This is a genomic window from Thermoanaerobacterium xylanolyticum LX-11, assembly GCF_000189775.2.
GTDB lineage: Bacteria > Bacillota > Thermoanaerobacteria > Thermoanaerobacterales > Thermoanaerobacteraceae > Thermoanaerobacterium > Thermoanaerobacterium thermosulfurigenes.
Map to the genome: position 1 here is coordinate 29,006 of NC_015555.1, position 17,219 is coordinate 46,224.

A 17,219-nucleotide genomic window follows, 5' to 3' on the forward strand; every position below is an offset into this window, starting at 1 on the left:
AAAAGGCGCAATTGCGCCTTTTCATTTTTTATCATTGCCTATTATTACGGTGACATCTGCACTGTTTGAGTTTTCACCTTTTAATACGTTTTTTATTGACAGAGCACTGGCGACTTTGCTGGCCTTATCAATGTTGGTATTTGTATAAACGCAAGATTCATCGTAATTTTTCGCATCAGCATTGGCGATTTTTACTACGTTAAAGCCAAGATTTTTAAGTTCATCAGCGTACTTTGCAGCCAGTCCTTCCACTTTTGTCCCATTGTAGACTGCAACAGAAATGGTATTATTTATAGGTGAATACGTTATTTGCGACACTGTGCTTACTGAATCACTGCTTAGACCGTCTCCAAACATTTCTGATGCCACTTCCATGGCTTTTTGCTGATCTACAAAATAATAGCTGTAAGCATCCATGTATCCGCCTTCTCCTGGCAGTATAGAAGTATTTATGTTTTGAGGCTTATTCTTGACGAAGTCCAATGCGTACGTTGTGATATCTTTTGCCGTCAAATCTGTTTTTAAGTTTTTGCTTAGTGTTATGGCCAGAGATGGAATTTTCGTTATTATGGTAGGTGATGTGACTTTCTTTATGAATGACTTCAAAAATTCTTGCTGGGCATTTATTCTTCCTATATCGCCATCTGTATAGCCATGTCTATAACGAACAAATTGCAGAGATTGTTCACCATCTAACACTTGAAGTCCCTTTTTTAGGTTTATGTGAAGTGGAGGATTTGCTACGTTGTCGTCGTATTTCATGTCAAACGGTATGTTTACCTCAACTCCCCCTATGGTATTAATGATATCTTTAAAGCCGTCGTATGTTAAAATCACGTAGTTGTCTATTTTTATTCCCAATAGATTTTCTACTGCATCTTTTAAACCATCTATTTTCTGCTCAGAATAAGCCGCATTGATTTTTTTCTCAGTTGGTGCATTGTAGCCTGGCCTTGGATAATATGTATCGCGTGGAATCGATAACATATCGATTTCTTTTTTATTTGCATCAAAGCTTGCTACGAATATAGTGTCAGAGAGACCATCGGCATCACCGACAAACAGTATATTTTTTTTGTTTTGACTACTGCTATTTTGCTTAGATGTTTTAACTTGATTATTGGTTGTGACAGGATTTTCTTCAGTGTTTACAACGTTTAAATTTCTATAAAACATAAATGCGCTTGTGCCAATAGATAAAGCGATTCCTAAAATGACAAGGAGGGAGATTTTCAAAGCCCTTTTCATCCATATATCACATCCTCATTTATTATCGTTTTCTATTTATTTCTAATATACATTATATGCCTAAATTAATCAATAAAAATCGCTTTGCATTTTATAAAATGGATATATTATAATAGTGTCAAGAAGTACATTTTAGGATGGTGATTTGTTTGAAAAGAGGGAATTTGGCGATAATCATTTTATTGATATCTATATTTTTAATTGCAGCTTTATTTGCAAGCCTTGCAAACCTTATTGTGGACATACAGTGGTTTAACAGTTTAAATTATTTAGGGGTATTTTTTAAAAAGTTTTTAACACAGCTTACTATAGGTGTGCCATCGTTTGTAGTAATCTTTATCCTTTCTTATTTCTACCTGAATAGAATGGTTAAAGACTATGCAAAGTTTGCTCAGGACATTGAAATCAAAAGTGTACGCAAGAGATTTAGAGGTGTAGTGATAGGCTTATCGTTATTTGTAAGCTTTTTGATTTCCTTATTTATCGCTGCAAATTGGTGGAACGACTTTTTGTTTTACATAAATTCTTCGAATTTCGGCGTGAAAGATCCGATTTTTAATAAAGACATAAGCCTTTACATGTTTAGATTGCCATTTCTTTTAGATGTATATGATTTGCTTATTATCATAATACCGATTCTCATAGTTGCCACTATAATCGTATATGGACTCATGTACCTATCCGATAAGACCAGGTTTTATGAGATATCAGACAGAGGAGGTTTTTTTAGAGCTATTTACAACAAAGAGATACTGATGATAGCTTTTAGGCAAATTGCCGTTTTGGGATTTGTATTTTTTGCCGTACTTTCATTGGGTTATTACTTAAAGGCGTATGGCATATTGTACTCTAAAAGCGGTGTCGTCTTTGGCGCAGGTTATACAGATGTTCATGTGAGGCTTTTATTTTACAGGATTTTAATGTTGGCATCAATAGTTTCCGGTATTTTGTTTATGATTGGTGCATTTAGGCAAAAACTTAAATATATAATAGCATCACCTGTAATAATTATCGTCATCATGATTTTATCGACTGTTTCTCAAACTGTAGTTCAAAGTTTCATCGTTGCTCCAAACGAGCTTGACAAGGAAAAAACTTATTTGAAGTACAATATTGACTTTACTCAGAAAGCATTTGACTTAAATAATGTTGAAGAGAAAAATTATGATTTAAGCGGCAATATAGACAAAAAGGTATTAGATGAAAACCAAGACACCATAAACAATATCAGGATAAACGATTATAGGCCTGTAAGCCAGATATACAACCAGCTTCAAAGCATAAGGCTTTACTATAAGTTCAATGATATAGATATCGACAGATATATGATAAATGGAAACTACAGGCAAGTTTTTATATCTGCAAGGGAGATGAATCTTGACAATCTGGCAAGCCAAGCGAAAAATTGGATCAACATGCACCTTAAATACACACATGGGTATGGCGTCGTAATGTCAACCGTAAATGATGTAACGGCTACAGGGCAGCCAGACATGGTGATAAAAAATATTCCGCCAGTGAGTAGCACAAATATAAAGATAACGAGGCCAGAGATATACTTTGGAGAGCTTACAAACACGTACGCAATAGTAAATACAAAGACAGGTGAATTTGATTACCCTGTAGGTGACACAAACAAAGAAAATTTTTATAGTGGCAAATCAGGCATACCAATGACGTTTTTAAACAAGCTTTTGTACACAATTTATACTGGCAATATAAAAATACTTTTATCCACTGACATTACGCATGATAGCAGGATGCTTCTTTTTAGAAACATAAAGGATAGAGTTCAAAGGATAGCTCCGTTTTTGATATACGATGATGATCCATACATAGTAGTAGATGATGGCAAACTGTATTGGATGATTGATGCATATATGTATTCGGGAAATTATCCGTATTCAGAGCCTTATGGGGATACAGGCATAAATTACATAAGAAATTCTGTCAAAGTTGTCGTTGATGCTTATACGGGCGATGTAAAATACTATATATCTGACAAAAATGATCCTATAATAAAGGTGTACAGCAGGATATTTCCCGGGCTATTCAAAAACATAGACGAGATGCCTAAAGGCTTAAAAGCTCATATAAGGTATCCTCAGTATATGTTTGATATACAAGCAAATGTTTATAGAAATTACCACATGTCGGATCCGCAGGTTTTTTACAACAAAGAAGATTCTTGGGACATAGCAAAGGAGAAATTTACAGGTAAGATAGAACCGGAAGAGTCACAGTATGTCATAATGAGGCTTCCAGGAGAAAAAACTGCTGAGTATGTTTTGATGATTCCGTATACGCCAGCCACAAAAGACAACATGGTGGCTTGGATGGCAGCAAGGATGGACGGTGATAACTATGGGAAACTGGTAGTCTATAAGTTTCCAAAAAGCACTGTCGTGTATGGGCCTATGCAGATTGAGAATATGATCGATCAAGATCCAAATATTTCAAAAGAGATGAGCTTGTGGGATCAAAAAGGTTCAAGCATCATAAGAGGCAATTTGCTGACGCTGCCGATTGATGATTCTATGCTATACGTTGAGCCTATCTATATACAGTCATCGAATGAAAATGCAATACCTGAAGTAAAGAGGGTTATACTGGCGTACAAAGATAAAATCGTAATGGAGGATACGCTTGCAAATGCATTAAACAAGATATTTAATTTGCAAGCTCCGGTACAGCCACAGGTTCCACAAGTGCAGACGAATGAAACCCAGCAAGAGCTTATAAAGAAGGCAAATGACATATATAATAATGCAATGAATGCTTCAAAAAATGGCGATTGGACAGATTTCGGTAAAAATCTCGATGAGCTTGGAAGCGTGCTTAATGATTTAAACAATAGCATAAAAAAGTGATGATGAAAAGTGCACTGCTAATTAATATTTGGCGGTGCACTTTATTTTTTGCATTAAAAGTGGAGATACTAAATGTAGGTGATGTTAAATGGAAATACTGCAGTCAGAATTAAAGATAGAAAATTTGATAAAAGAAACAGAACATATATTTGAAAAATTAATGAGCTTCAATGAGATTTTATCAAATGATGTGACAAAAATTGATGCAAAATTAGAAAAAAGCGAAAAAGAAATTAAGGAGTACATTGAAAGTCAATTTGAAGAAAATAACGATAGGAAGTATCTAATAAGTTATCTGATAAAGGCTGACAATCGATTAGATAGCTTGAAAGAAATGGAAAACATGATTTACTCCAATATCTATGAATTAGGTAATGACGTAAAAATTCTAAAAGACAATCTGGATAACATGAAAAAGACACTATACAAGTTAAAAGATCTTGAAAGAGATATTAGCTCTATGAAAGCTGTAATCGAAAAGGATGTGCTTTTAAACATAGAGCTAAACAGTCAGAATGAACCTGAAAAGGTAGAATACGTGTATGACTTGCCGCCGCAACTTGTAAACAATCTAAATACAGCATTAAATAATTTGTACATCGCCAGAGAAGGCATGAATAGGATAAAAATATACGAAGACATTGTAAATAATTTGGAAAATTTTCAATAGTAAAATTTTCATTTACTAATTCTAATCATAAAGGGAATATTAAATAACGGGGAAATTTTTTAAAGGAGGGTTTACATTGAATAGGAGAGAATTTGAGGATTACCTAGGCGAAAAAGTAAATAGCGAAGTGTCTGAAGAATTAAGTGCAAGATTTGGCAAACAAAACAATCAAGCACAGCAACAAGCTCAACAACAGGCACAGCAGCAAGCGCAGCAATTTCAGCAACAATTGCAGAGCATGGGCATAAATGTCACACCGCAGCAATTCCAGCAATTATTAAATCAAGTAAAAGCTCAAGCGCAACAACAACAGCAGCAGACAGATATGCAGGTTCAGCAAGCATTACAACAGGCTATGGCTGCACTTCAACAGGCTCAACAAAGCATACAGGCAAACCAAGTATTTGCACAGATGAGCAAAATATTAGATTCATCAAATCAGCAACTGCAGCAGTTGACACCTCAATTGCAAGCTCAACAAGCTCAGCAAGCACAGGCAAATTTCTTAAACCAACAAGCAAATCAGCAGAATACAACACAAACAGGAATGCAGTAATAAAGTAAGGGTTATAGATAAAAGTCTATAGCCCTTTTTAAGCGGAATCAATTTAGCATTTGCAAATAAAAATAAATTGTGGTATTATAAAATATGTAAATGGGCGCCCGTAGCTCAGTTGGATAGAGCGTTTGACTACGAATCAAAAGGCCACGGGTTCGAATCCTGTCGGGCGCACCAGTAAGATAGCATATTTGAGGGTATATGTCATAGGACATATACCCTTTTTGATTGCGAGTTGATTGCGAATTAAAATTAGATCTAACTTACATTTTATATAAAATTATCAGTAGTACAAAAATCTAACTTAGTTTTTAAAAAGATTGTCTTGACAGATGGGGCATTATAATAAAGGAAATATTTTCAACACTTTGAACAAAATTTTAATGATAAAATTTTGCCGTTAATCATTTTCAAAATGGCAAATTTTATTGTATTTTCAGGCGATAATAGTATAATAATATTTCGTGGAACAAAATTCTTGAATAATTTTTAATTGAATATTGCAAATTGTTTTATTCAACATAGTTAAATTTGCTGGAATCTTTCGTTGGGGGTATTAGCTGATGAGCACTAAGGAGGTTCTATTAGTAGAGGACAGTAAACTCAATGCACAAATAACCGCAGATATTTTAAATAAATACGGATACAAAACAGAGATAGTATTAACAGGGGAAAAGGCCATTGAAAGAGCAATACATAGTTCTAAAAGTCCAGATTTAATTCTTATGGATATAGAACTTAGCGGAACAATTGATGGTATAGACGCAGCGAAAATAATTGGTCAACATAAAGACATTCCAATTATATTTTTGACTGCAAATGTCAGTAAAGAGATAACAGAAAAAATAAAATCAGTTTCAGCGTATGGTTATATTCTAAAAGGTGCAGATGAATATATACTCATTTCTCAAATTGAAATGGCTTTTAATCTGTATGAGGCAAAAATACAGATTAAAAATAGAGAAGAATTATTTCATAGCATGTTTGAAAATCATGATGTAGCAATGCTGCTTATTGAACCAGAATCAGGACTTATTGTTGATGCTAATAAAGCCGCTTGTGAATTTTATGGATGTTCTAAAGAAACCATATTACAGATGAACATAGAATCTGTTGCTGGTATTTTTACAATTGATGGTTGTAATAAGTGTTCCGAAGTATTAAAAAATAATTGCAATCCTTGCATTTGCCTTCAAAAATTAGTTAATGGGAAAGAAAGATTGGTAGAAACATATTCAACCATTTTAGATTATCAAGGAAAAACGTTGATGCACGTAATTGTTTTTGACATTACTGAAGAATGGAAAGCAAAAAAAGATCTTGAATTTTATAAAAAACTTTTTGAAGACTCACTTAATGAAATTTATATATTTCATCCACAGTCACTGAAATTCATCGCAGTAAACCATGGAGCAAGGGAGAATTTAGGATATACTGAAGAAGAATTCAAAAAAATGACACCTATTGATTTAAGCCCAGAATTTACATTACAAGCTTTTAAAGAATTTCTTGAGCCTCTTTCAAAGGGAGAACGAAAATTAATCATTTTTGATACAATGAATCGCAGGAAAGATGGCTCTTTATATCCAGCGGAAATTCACTTAGAACTTATAGAATTGGGGGAAGAAAAAGTATATGTAGCACTTGCTGTAGATTTGACAGAGCGCAGAAAGATAGAAAATGATCTAAAAGAAAAGAATGAAGTTTTAAATACTATAACATTTTATGCTGGAGATGCCATTATTATGATTGATGATAATGGCAAGGTAACTTTTTGGAATCCTGCGGCAGAAAGGATACTTGGCTACTCAAGAGATGAAATAATAGGAAAAGAACTACATGCGATTGTGATTCAAGATAAACAATTATATAGTGCATACAGAGAAGCATTTGAAAGATTTCGATTAAATGGTAAAGGAAGTATAGTAGGCAAAACAGTTGAAATGAAAACAAGACATAAACATGGATATGAAATTGATGTAGAAGTTTCACTTTCTGTTGTCAAAATTAATAATTCGTGGCATGCTATAGGAATAATTCGTGACATAAGTGAACGCAAAAAATTTGAAGAATTGCTTTACAGTCAATCAGTTACTGATCCACTTACAAATATCTATAATAGGCGTTTTTTCATGCAGATATTAGAGCAAGAAGCAGGGAGAACAAAAAGGAGTAAAAAGCCATTTTCGCTTATTATGTTTGACTTGGATCATTTCAAAAACGTGAATGACCGTTTTGGACATGCAGCAGGAGATACAGTTCTTAAAGGAGTTGCTGATATGGTAAAAGGAAGAATACGGAAGACGGATTATTTTGCTCGGTGGGGAGGAGAAGAATTTATAATTCTCCTGCCCGAAACTTCCTTGAATAATGCAACTAATCTGGCTGAAGAGATTAGAATGCAGATAAGTACAGTGAAATTTGGAGATGTAGGTAACGTGACGGCAAGTTTTGGAGTTACTGAATACAGAGAAAATGACACAATTGACACTGTTCTTTTGAGAGTAGATAATATGCTTTATGAAGCAAAAAATAATGGGAGAAATTGCGTAAAAAGCGTATAAAAGCGTTTTGAAATATTTACTATAGAAAGCTATAGATGAGAAAATTCACTAACATAAATTACCATAATAAACTTACATGAAAAAATTTAATAAAAAATAGAGACAAATGCTCGCTTCTATGGTATTTAATATGTTGTTACACTATAACAATATTAACCATAGGAGTGGAGCAAATGTCTCATAATAATAGAATAACAGAAAATTCATCAATAATCCAGTACTTAATGAAATTAAATTTTGCATTATATTTTACTAAACCTGTTATTCGTCATATTTTAGAATTTATAATTGCTGCCACTCAAAAAGGTTATAGTGGTACTGTTACAGATATAGTTAATTTAAGCCTTGCTAATTGCCATAGAACCACGTTTGGCAAATTCTTAAGCCAAGGTGTTTGGAATATAGAGTATGCATGGAGAGCTATAAGGCGAGAAGTTATTCGCATTATATTTGAATTATCCCAAACTAGCAACAAGCCGATATTTGTGATTTTTGATGATACTATTGCTGAGAAGACAAAGCCTTCGTTACAGGCTAAACATACTATCCAGGCAACAGGATTCCATCAATCACATTTAAAAGGGAAGCAAGTTTGGGGACATCAACTTCTTACCATGATGCTATCCTGCGGCAAGGTAGTATTACCTTACTGCATTGAGCGCTATGAAAAAGGTGGCAAAAGCAAAATCGAAAGAATATGTGAAATGGTATCTATGCTTCCAATACCTAAAGGACCAGCATATGGACTATGTGATTCATGGTACATAAACAAAAAAGTAATAGAAGCACATTTCGAAAGAGGATACCATCTCATAGGAGCACTAAAAACTAACAGAATTATCTATCCACAAGGCATTAGAATTCAGATAAAAGACTTTGCCCAATATATCGAAAAGAACGAAGTTCACCTCGTTACAGTGAACGGTTCTAATTACTGGGTATATCGCTATGAAGGAGCCTTAAATGGGATAGATAATGCTGTAGTTCTAATGTGCTGGCCTGAGAAAGCTTTTAAAAATCAGAATGTTCTACATGCATTTATCTGTACTGATACTGAATTAGATACCGAGACTATTCTAAATTACTACAGTCAAAGATGGCCTATAGAAATATTCTTTAGGCAGACAAAGAATAATCTTGGACTAAATACATATCAAGTACGCTCAACAAAATCAATAGATAGATTATTATGGCTTATATCATTGACATACCTGTATTGTACGACTTCAGGTGACGAATATTATAAATTTGGGCAAGGAATAAAAATAGTACGCAAAGAAGTACAAAAGCAGCGTGTTCAATGGCTGTATGAGCGAGCTAATAATAAAGTACCTATTGATGAAATTTTAGCAGAACTACAGTTAGCATAGGCGTAGTGTATCTATTTTATGGTAATATTTGTTATCAATTTTTCTCATCTATAGTAGAAAGAATTAATTAATTTTGCAAAAGAAGGATTAATAAAAGAAATATCAAATTAAAAACAAGATACGACAGGGAAGGCGGAAACTACAGTCCTGTATGGGACGTAAAAGTTAAAGAAAAGGTTTAACAAAAATAATGAATAATCTAATATAAAGCCTCAAAATAAACCTAATATAAAAAATGGCACAGAACTTAATATAAAACATAAAAAAGAGACAGAACAAAAATGAACATTTGGCGTTTTATGTTAATGAGCTTATTGCAAAAGAAATAAAAGAATCTGATGAAATCGTGAAAGATTATGATATAGATACTGAAAAAGGAACTAAACAAAAGCTTAAAAGGGAAAAGAAAAGTGTATAGTAAGAGGTATGCGCATACCTTTTTGTGGATAAGTAGGCATTAAGCCTGCTTTTTTATCATTGATAAGTCAAATATATTTGCATAGTAAAGTAACAGAATGTCTATTTTGTTACTTTAAATATTATAATTCGACAAAAAATCTGTTTTTCCTGCAAGCTAATAATTTTTTTTATTTTTTTTGCAAATAAAATTGTTTAATTTAATATTCATTTAGAAGGTTTTGTATTACATTAAAATTGAACTAGAGAATACAATTCATCCTTTTGATCTTGATTTATACCAATATAACGTAAAGTTATTCGTGGTGAACTGTGATTGAAGGTTTCCATGATAAGTCCGATATTATACCGTGACATTTTATATGTCCAATATCCCCAAGTCTTGCGCAAACTATGTGTACCAAAGTTTTCAATACCAACAGCTTCAGCAGCTTCACGCAATATTCTGTAGCTCTGAATCCTTCCTATATGCCCTCCTTTTTTGCTTGGGAAAAAATAATCTTCTTGCGTTAAATTTTTCAACTTCATATATTTTTCTATTTCTTTCTTAAGAGCTTCATTAATTTTGATTTTTTTTTCTTTACCAGTTTTTCTTTCCTTTAAAATAAGATAGTCTCGAAAATTACCATTGTTTGTATAAATATCTTTGACTTTAATTGGTAAGATATCGCTAATTCTTAGACCTGTATTTAATCCAAATTTAAACAGTAAGCCATATTTTGAATCTTTACCGCTTAAATAGTAATACATTTGCTTAATTTTTGCTTTATTTCGAATTGGTTCTACTATCAATTGTCTATCCTCCTCTCCATTATAAAATATTAATATTGATGAACAGTTAAACTACTATTAATGTAAAAATTAATCACAAATATTATAAAAAAAATACATTAAATTGTACATAGATATATCCACAAAATTTAATTATATAATTTTAAAATCTTGTTATATAAATTTAATTTTATTATCAGTAAAGTAACAAAATAGACATTCTGTTACTTTAAATATTTTTAATAAAATAGAGAATATTTAAATTAATATGGAAGTTACGGAGGTGCTTTGCAAACTGTAATTAAATTTATTATTTCAATATAAATGTGTTATTAACTGTATAAATTAGAGATTTTACAATAGCACACTATCAATGTCTAGCAGGTTAAGTTGCTTAAAAAATTCAACAAAGGCTTGAAAGAAGTCTCACATCCTTTATAGGTGGACGATGAATTTCTATTGTAGGGAAGGTTCCTCCCGAAGTTATGCATATGGAGATTGTGTAAGACCTGTCGTAAATAACAGCAGGCAACGGTCAATGAAATAGGAAGTTCTATCCTTTATAGGATGGAGTAGGTTCACAAATGAATTGCTAGAGATTTTCTTTAAAAACATTTATTAAGAAATTGATGAATAATAAAATTTTAATAGTTTTACGGAGGTTTAAAACATGAAGGAAAATTATTATAAAACGCTTGCTCCATTAAATAAAGAAAGCGTAAGCAAAGAAAATATTGAAATAATTGATGATGTGACAAATAAAAAACGATTTGAGATGGAAAGAAAAAAAGCACGTACATTTGCTAAAAAACAACAAATTGCGGAAAGAATTGCTACAGCAACTGAAGAACTTTCATCTGGAAGTGAAGAAGCTTCGGGAGCTGTTGAAGAACTAAGGTCTTCAATGGAACAAATCGCTAGTGGTGCAGAAGAAGCAAGCAAAGCTGCGCAAGAGTCGCTTGCTGCGATTGAACAGCTTAATAAAGGAGCAGAACGTTCATCTGAAAATGCACAGAAGGTATTGGATAAAGCTAAATCTATACAAATACTTGTAAAAAATGCTGCTAATGATATAGAAAAACTTATAGAAGGTGTAAATATAGCATCGGCTCGAAATGAAGAATCAGCAAAACTAGTAGCACAATTAGAAAAACAAGCTGAGAATATAGAAGATATAGTAAAGACTGTTGGAAAAATAGCTGATCAAACTAATTTACTTGCGTTAAATGCCGCTATAGAAGCTGCAAGAGCTGGAGATCACGGCAGAGGATTTGCTGTAGTTGCGGAAGAAGTAAGGGTGCTGGCTGAAACATCTGAAAAAGCTGCTAATGATATTGCAAAAGTAGTAAATGAAATTCAGGAAGAAGTAAAAGTAGTCGTAGATGCAATTAATGGAGTTACTAATAAGGCATTTTCACAAGTTGAAATGGGGAAAACCATAAGTGAAAATCTTGGATCTATTCATAAATCAATGGATGAAGTAGTAAGAGGAATGTCTATTATAAATGACTTAAGTCGTCAATCTTTACAAGCTGTACAAGAATTTCAAAAGGGAGCAGAAATAATAGCAAGCAGTGCTGAAGAGCAGGCAAGTGCAACAGAAGAGTCACTTCAAGCGATTGAACAACAAACAAAAGCTCTTGATGATGTAAGCCAAGGTGCTGCTGAATTAGCTGAAATGGCAGATGATTTGAGAACATCTACAGATACTCAAAAATCGGCTGAAAGCTTTGCAGCTGCAGCGGAAGAATTATCTGCTGCAATAGAAGAATTAAGCAAATCTGCTGATCAAATAATGGTTGCACTCTCGCAAATTTCTAAGGGAGCAGAACAGCAAGCAAGCGCAGCAGAGGAATCATCAAGTGCAGTTGCTCAAATTGAAAAGGGAATGAACAAAATTAGTGAAGAATCACAGGCAGCTTTAAATAAAGTAATGGAACTTTTAAAATTGCTTGAAACTAATAAAAATAATGTTAGAACGCTTATTAATAGTATTGAAGAAATATTTAATGAAAATAAAGTAAATGTAGAAAAGATAAAAATATTGGAAAATATGGCTAAACAAATTAACAAAGTTGTTGATACAATTGCTACAGTTGGCATTCAGACAAATATGCTTGCAGTAAGTGGTGCTATTGAAGCGGCGAGAGTAGGAGAATATGGCAAAGGTTTTGCAGTAGTTTCATCAGATATAAGGAATTTAGCACAAAATAGTACTGATAATGCAGAACAAATTAAAGAATTGGTTAGATCTATTCAAGAACAAATACAGATAGTACTCAAAGATGCAGAAGCAGTAGTAAGTTCTACTGTAGAAGAAGTAGAAAAAACTAAAAATACTACAAAAGATTTGGAACAGATAGAAATAGATATGAACGAAATGATTAAAGCGAGTGAAGAAATATCAAAAGAATCAAATCAGAATATATTAGCAATAGGACAAATAAGAGAAGGTGTAGATCAGATTGCTTCCGCTGCTGAAGAATCTTCAAAGAGTACTCAAGAAGCAGCAGCAGCTGGCAAACAACAAGCGGCAGGTGTAAAGGAATTAGCAGATGCTGTTGAAGAAATTGCGGCATTAGCAGATGAAATGCAACAAATTTAAAAATAATCATTAATTAAGGTGATAATTTTATGGAGTCAATGAATACAAAAGAGATATTGAAAAAAGATGGTCATCAATATATTATATTTTACCTAGGAGATAAAATGTTTGGTATAGACATGTTATATCTCCAGGAAATAATGAGGGTTCCAGATATAGTAGAAGTTCCAAGTGCACCTGCTTATATACGTGGTATTACTAATTTGCGAGGTACTATCTTGACGATTGTGGATTGTAGATTAAGATTAAGACTAGAAAGAATTGATGATACTGAATCAACTCGTGTAATTGTGCTTACAGCCAAAAATAAAAAATTAGGATATGTGGTTGATAGATTAGTTGGAGTATTATCTTTTAATGAGGATGAATTAGAAAAAGGAAATGCACCAGAATTCGCTCAAAATCTTGTTGAACGTGTTGTTAAAGTTGAAGATAGTGACAAGTTGGTTATGCTTTTAGATGCAAAAAAACTTTTAAATTTAAGTAACAAAGATTTAAAAGAAAATGACGAAAGTACTGAAAATACTAAACCTGATATATTTAATGTGAGAAAAGAAGAGAATATAAATGCCAATGCCAAACAATTGCAAATGATAAGTTTTAAGATAGGGGAAGGAGAATATGGTATTGAAGTAACTAACGTACAGGAAATTGTGCGTTTTTCTGGCGATATTCATGAAGTACCTAATGTACCACCATATATACTTGGCATTATTTCTCTTCGTAATAGAGTGTTGCCTATTGTTAGTTTAAGACGATTATTTAATATGGAAGAATGTGCTTTTGATGAAAGATCGAGAATAGTGGTTGCTAAAATGGAAGAAAATGATTATTCATATTTAGTTGGTTTTAAAGTTGATTTAGTTTTAGAAGTATTGCGTATAGATAAAGATGCAGTTCTTCCTGTGCCACCATTATTAAACGCAGAAGATATTAATGAAATAAGTGGTATATGTAGCATGAATGAAGGTAACCGACTAGTTTATGTACTTGATTCTCAAAAATTATTTAAAGATAGATTGAAAGAAAATGTCGATGTATTAAGAATACATATAGACGATCAAAAAATGAATGTTTCTGATACAAATAATGATGAGGACAAACAACTTGTGAGCTTTTTGATAGATAGTGTAGAATGTGCATTTCCTATTGAGGATGTAAAAGAAATAATAAGTGCAACAGAAATAATGATTGTTCCTAATATGCCAGACTTTGTAGAAGGTGTCATAAATATGCGTGGAACAATTGTACCTATTATTGACCTTAGAAAAAAATTTGGGCTGCAAGAGAAAATTATAGATGATTATAATAGAATAGTGTTAGTCGATATTTCTGGGAAATATACAGGTTTAATTGTTGATTCTATTAAAGAGGTATTAAAAGTTGGATGTTCTCAAATAGACAGTGTACCAGAGGTTCTCGCAGATGAAATTGAAGAAAGTTTTATAGAAGGTATAGTAAAGTTTGAGAGTTCTAATAGAATGATTGTTTTGCTATCTGTTAAAAACATATTATCAGGAGAGGAAAGAGAAAAACTTATGACAATTAACAGAGTAAATAATGAAGTAAATAATTGATACAAATTTTGTATAAGAGAAGTGATACATATGATTCGTGTACTTGTAGTTGATGATTCTGCTTTTATGAGAAGATGTATAAAGGATATACTAGAGAATGAGAAAGACATGAAAGTAATTGATACTGCTCGTGATGGGAATGAAGCGGTAAAAAAAGCAATAGATCTTCATCCTGATGTTATAACTCTTGATATAAATATGCCAGTAATGGATGGGCTTACAGCATTGCAATATATAATGTCACTTTCACCTTGTCCTGTTGTAGTTATTTCATCACTTTCTACAGAAGGTGCCTTAACCACATTTGAGGCGCTTGAACTTGGAGCTGTTGATTTTGTTGCAAAACCTGGAGGTACAGTTTCTTTGGGTATAAAGCAACTTGCTGCTGAAATTATAGCAAAAGTAAGGGCAGCTGCATTATCCAATAGAGAACAGATAAAATCTTTAAAAAAAATAAAAAATTTTTTAAAACATGAAGAGCATAATTTAAATGATGAAATATATGAGAATAAGGTAAATGAAAATAAAAATTTAGTTATAATTGGAGTTTCTACAGGTGGACCTAAAACTCTAATGGAAATTCTACCATATTTACCTTCAGACTTTCCAGCAGCGGTGCTTGTTGTGCAACATATGCCACCGGGTTTTACAAAAGCTTTTGCTCAGCGTTTAGATCATAGTTGTAATTTAAATGTAAAAGAAGCTGAAAATGATACTGTTATTGAACATGGGACTATTATTATTGCAAAAGGTGGGTGGCATCTTAAAGTAGAAAAAGATAAAATAAGATCTAAACTTGTTACTAGATTAACTCAAGAACCTGAAAATGTACTTTATAGACCATCTGTCAATGTGACAATGAAATCTGTACTGGAAAATTTAGATGGTAAAAATATTATAGGAGTACTTTTGACGGGAATGGGTGATGATGGAGCGGATATGATGGTTGAAATTAGAAAACGGGGCGGATTAACTATTGCAGAATCGCAAGAAACTGCTATTGTATATGGCATGCCAAGAGAGGCTATAGAACGTGGTGGAGCTGAAATAATAGCTCCGGCTTATAAAATTAGTGACATCTTGATAAAGAAGGTATATGAGCATGCAATATTTTCAAAATTTTGATAAGTTGACTATATTAAGAAAAAATGATAAAAACATGAATAATTGTAGTAATACATTTAGTTTAAAAATGCTTATGAATAGGCTTTTAACAGAAGAAAGTAAAAAATTAGAAAAGCTGATTTTTGAATCTATTGCAGAAATAAGAGACGAAAATTTTGCTAATCTTGTTGTGGAATTACTTGAAAGTAATGATGCTTTTCTTAGAGATGCTGGGAGAGAATTATTGGCAGCAAATAGTAATTCGGCTCTTAAAATTTTTAAAAAGATATTTTCAGATTTTGAGAAAAATATTAGTTTAACAATTGAAAATACTTTTAGAAAAGAACAATTTAGAAATGTTGCTATGATATTAAGAGAAGTTATAGAACATAACAAAGTAGAGAATGTTGTAGCTGTAGCAGTTGAATATTTAGGTAAGATTGGAAAAAGCAAAGAAGATAAAAATATAATAAAACGAACTTTAAGTCGTTTTTCAAGTCCATTTTTTAAGTATATAACAGAAATTGCGTTAAAGAATTTGAATTATTATAATGAGGTGAACTAGTGACATTTGAAGAATTTATTAAGTTAAGAGAGTTTATATATAAAAAAACAGGAATATATTTTGAAGATCAAAAGATGTATTATGTAAAGAACAGAGTTCTAAATCAGATAGAACTTACTGGACATGAAGATTTTAAAAGTTATTTTTCATGGCTAAAGTTTGATAATACTGGACGTGGTCTTCAAGAATTAGTTAACATTTTGACAGTAAATGAAACTTATTTTTTTAGAGAATATTATCAATTAAAATGTTTTGCCGAAGAAATCTTACCTGAAATTGTTGAAAGAAAAAAGAAAGAAAATGACAAAGAAATTAAAATTTGGTCTGCGGGTTGTTCTACAGGTGAAGAACCGTATACTTTGGCAATAATATTAGAAGAAGTACTTGAATATATACATGGCATTAAATGGGAAATTTATGCAACAGATTTAAATACAGATGTTTTAAAAAAAGCCGAACGAGGACTATATTTAGAAAGATCTCTCCGGGTAGTACCTGAAGAGTATAAAAAGCGTTATTTTTACCATAATGATCAGTATTATGAGGTAATACCAAAGCTCAAAAAGAATATTGCATTTTTTCAGTTGAATTTGATTGATAAAACAGAAATGCAAAAAATGAGGAACTTTGATGTGATTTTTTGCAGGAATGTTCTTATTTACTTTGATGATATATCTCGTAGACAAGTGGCAAATTATTTTTATGAAGCTCTTTTAGATGGAGGATATATATTTTTAGGTCATTCAGAGTCCATGAGTCGTATTACACCTATATTTAAATTACGGAAATATAAAAATGCTTATATATATACAAAATAAATTATTTATATTTTAGTCTGATTAAGCAGTGCGGTTACAATTTGATTGCACTGCATAATTATATTATTTTTATGGTCGATA

Annotated in this window: 13 protein-coding genes and 1 tRNA gene; 12 read left to right on the plus strand and 2 right to left on the minus strand. The window is 32.2% G+C overall.

Translation table 11 applies throughout. From position 1 onward, the window contains the following. Positions 1 to 21: 21 nt before the first annotated feature. Positions 22 to 1,248, minus strand: a complete 1,227-nt coding sequence (locus tag THEXY_RS00150; protein ID WP_013786856.1) for an LCP family protein — start codon at positions 1,246 to 1,248, stop codon at positions 22 to 24. Between the two features lie 149 nt (positions 1,249 to 1,397). Between THEXY_RS00150 and THEXY_RS00155 the strand changes: the two genes are divergently transcribed. From THEXY_RS00155 to THEXY_RS12880, 7 genes are all read left to right on the plus strand, one after another. Then, positions 1,398 to 4,118, plus strand: a complete 2,721-nt coding sequence (locus THEXY_RS00155; RefSeq protein ID WP_013786857.1) for a UPF0182 family membrane protein — start codon at positions 1,398 to 1,400, stop codon at positions 4,116 to 4,118. A gap of 88 nt (positions 4,119 to 4,206) precedes the next feature. Continuing rightward, positions 4,207 to 4,788 carry a hypothetical protein gene (locus THEXY_RS00160; protein ID WP_013786858.1) on the plus strand — a complete coding sequence of 194 codons (582 nt, stop codon included), beginning with the start codon at positions 4,207 to 4,209 and terminating at the stop codon, positions 4,786 to 4,788. Between the two features lie 76 nt (positions 4,789 to 4,864). Next, entirely contained in the window at positions 4,865 to 5,344 is a 480-nt protein-coding gene (locus tag THEXY_RS00165; protein ID WP_013786859.1) for a hypothetical protein, read from the plus strand. Between the two features lie 103 nt (positions 5,345 to 5,447). Next, positions 5,448 to 5,524 (plus strand) — tRNA-Arg (locus tag THEXY_RS00170). A gap of 386 nt (positions 5,525 to 5,910) precedes the next feature. Continuing rightward, complete coding sequence (locus tag THEXY_RS00175; RefSeq protein WP_013786860.1) at positions 5,911 to 7,911, plus strand: GGDEF domain-containing response regulator; 2,001 nt, start codon at positions 5,911 to 5,913, stop codon at positions 7,909 to 7,911. 173 nt (positions 7,912 to 8,084) lie between these two features. Beyond that, positions 8,085 to 9,281 (plus strand): IS701 family transposase, encoded by a 1,197-nt coding sequence (locus THEXY_RS00180; RefSeq protein ID WP_013786861.1) that lies wholly within the window; start codon positions 8,085 to 8,087, stop codon positions 9,279 to 9,281. 289 nt (positions 9,282 to 9,570) lie between these two features. Further along, positions 9,571 to 9,699 carry a hypothetical protein gene (locus THEXY_RS12880; RefSeq protein WP_268257774.1) on the plus strand — a complete coding sequence of 43 codons (129 nt, stop codon included), beginning with the start codon at positions 9,571 to 9,573 and terminating at the stop codon, positions 9,697 to 9,699. A 230-nt stretch (positions 9,700 to 9,929) separates the two neighbouring features. Here THEXY_RS12880 and THEXY_RS00185 read toward each other — a convergent pair whose 3' ends face one another. After that, positions 9,930 to 10,490: a tyrosine-type recombinase/integrase gene (locus tag THEXY_RS00185; RefSeq protein WP_013786862.1), complete on the minus strand. Its 561-nt coding sequence runs from the start codon at positions 10,488 to 10,490 to the stop codon at positions 9,930 to 9,932. A gap of 649 nt (positions 10,491 to 11,139) precedes the next feature. Here THEXY_RS00185 and THEXY_RS00190 point away from each other — a divergent pair. From THEXY_RS00190 to THEXY_RS00210, 5 genes are read left to right on the plus strand one after another with little or no spacing between them, the layout of a single operon-like run. Beyond that, the gene (locus tag THEXY_RS00190; RefSeq protein ID WP_013786863.1) at positions 11,140 to 13,074 is read left to right on the plus strand and encodes a methyl-accepting chemotaxis protein; all 1,935 of its coding nucleotides are present in this window, start codon (positions 11,140 to 11,142) and stop codon (positions 13,072 to 13,074) included. A 29-nt stretch (positions 13,075 to 13,103) separates the two neighbouring features. Then, complete coding sequence (locus tag THEXY_RS00195) at positions 13,104 to 14,651, plus strand: chemotaxis protein CheW (RefSeq protein ID WP_013786864.1); 1,548 nt, start codon at positions 13,104 to 13,106, stop codon at positions 14,649 to 14,651. A 30-nt stretch (positions 14,652 to 14,681) separates the two neighbouring features. Further along, on the plus strand, positions 14,682 to 15,776 hold the full coding sequence (locus THEXY_RS00200) for a protein-glutamate methylesterase/protein-glutamine glutaminase (RefSeq protein ID WP_013786865.1): 1,095 nt from the start codon (positions 14,682 to 14,684) through the stop codon (positions 15,774 to 15,776). Then, the gene (locus THEXY_RS00205) at positions 15,754 to 16,320 is read left to right on the plus strand and encodes a hypothetical protein (protein WP_013786866.1); all 567 of its coding nucleotides are present in this window, start codon (positions 15,754 to 15,756) and stop codon (positions 16,318 to 16,320) included. Before THEXY_RS00200 ends, THEXY_RS00205 begins: the two co-directional genes overlap by 23 nt. Then, entirely contained in the window at positions 16,320 to 17,138 is an 819-nt protein-coding gene (locus THEXY_RS00210; protein WP_013786867.1) for a CheR family methyltransferase, read from the plus strand. The genes THEXY_RS00205 and THEXY_RS00210 overlap by 1 nt, the downstream gene beginning before the upstream one ends. The last annotated feature ends 81 nt before the right edge of the window (positions 17,139 to 17,219 follow it).

Bases quoted from the DNA above. Each gene is read 5' to 3' on its own strand.
- THEXY_RS00150 (WP_013786856.1), bottom strand. From the start codon at position 1,248: ATGAAAAGGGCTTTGAAAATCTCCCTCCTTGTCATTTTAGGAATCGCT.
- THEXY_RS00160 (WP_013786858.1), top strand. From the start codon at position 4,207: ATGGAAATACTGCAGTCAGAATTAAAGATAGAAAATTTGATAAAAGAA.
- THEXY_RS00175 (WP_013786860.1), top strand. From the start codon at position 5,911: ATGAGCACTAAGGAGGTTCTATTAGTAGAGGACAGTAAACTCAATGCA.
- THEXY_RS00180 (WP_013786861.1), top strand. From the start codon at position 8,085: ATGTCTCATAATAATAGAATAACAGAAAATTCATCAATAATCCAGTAC.
- THEXY_RS00190 (WP_013786863.1), top strand. From the start codon at position 11,140: ATGAAGGAAAATTATTATAAAACGCTTGCTCCATTAAATAAAGAAAGC.
- THEXY_RS00195 (WP_013786864.1), top strand. From the start codon at position 13,104: ATGGAGTCAATGAATACAAAAGAGATATTGAAAAAAGATGGTCATCAA.
- THEXY_RS00200 (WP_013786865.1), top strand. From the start codon at position 14,682: ATGATTCGTGTACTTGTAGTTGATGATTCTGCTTTTATGAGAAGATGT.
- THEXY_RS00205 (WP_013786866.1), top strand. From the start codon at position 15,754: ATGCAATATTTTCAAAATTTTGATAAGTTGACTATATTAAGAAAAAAT.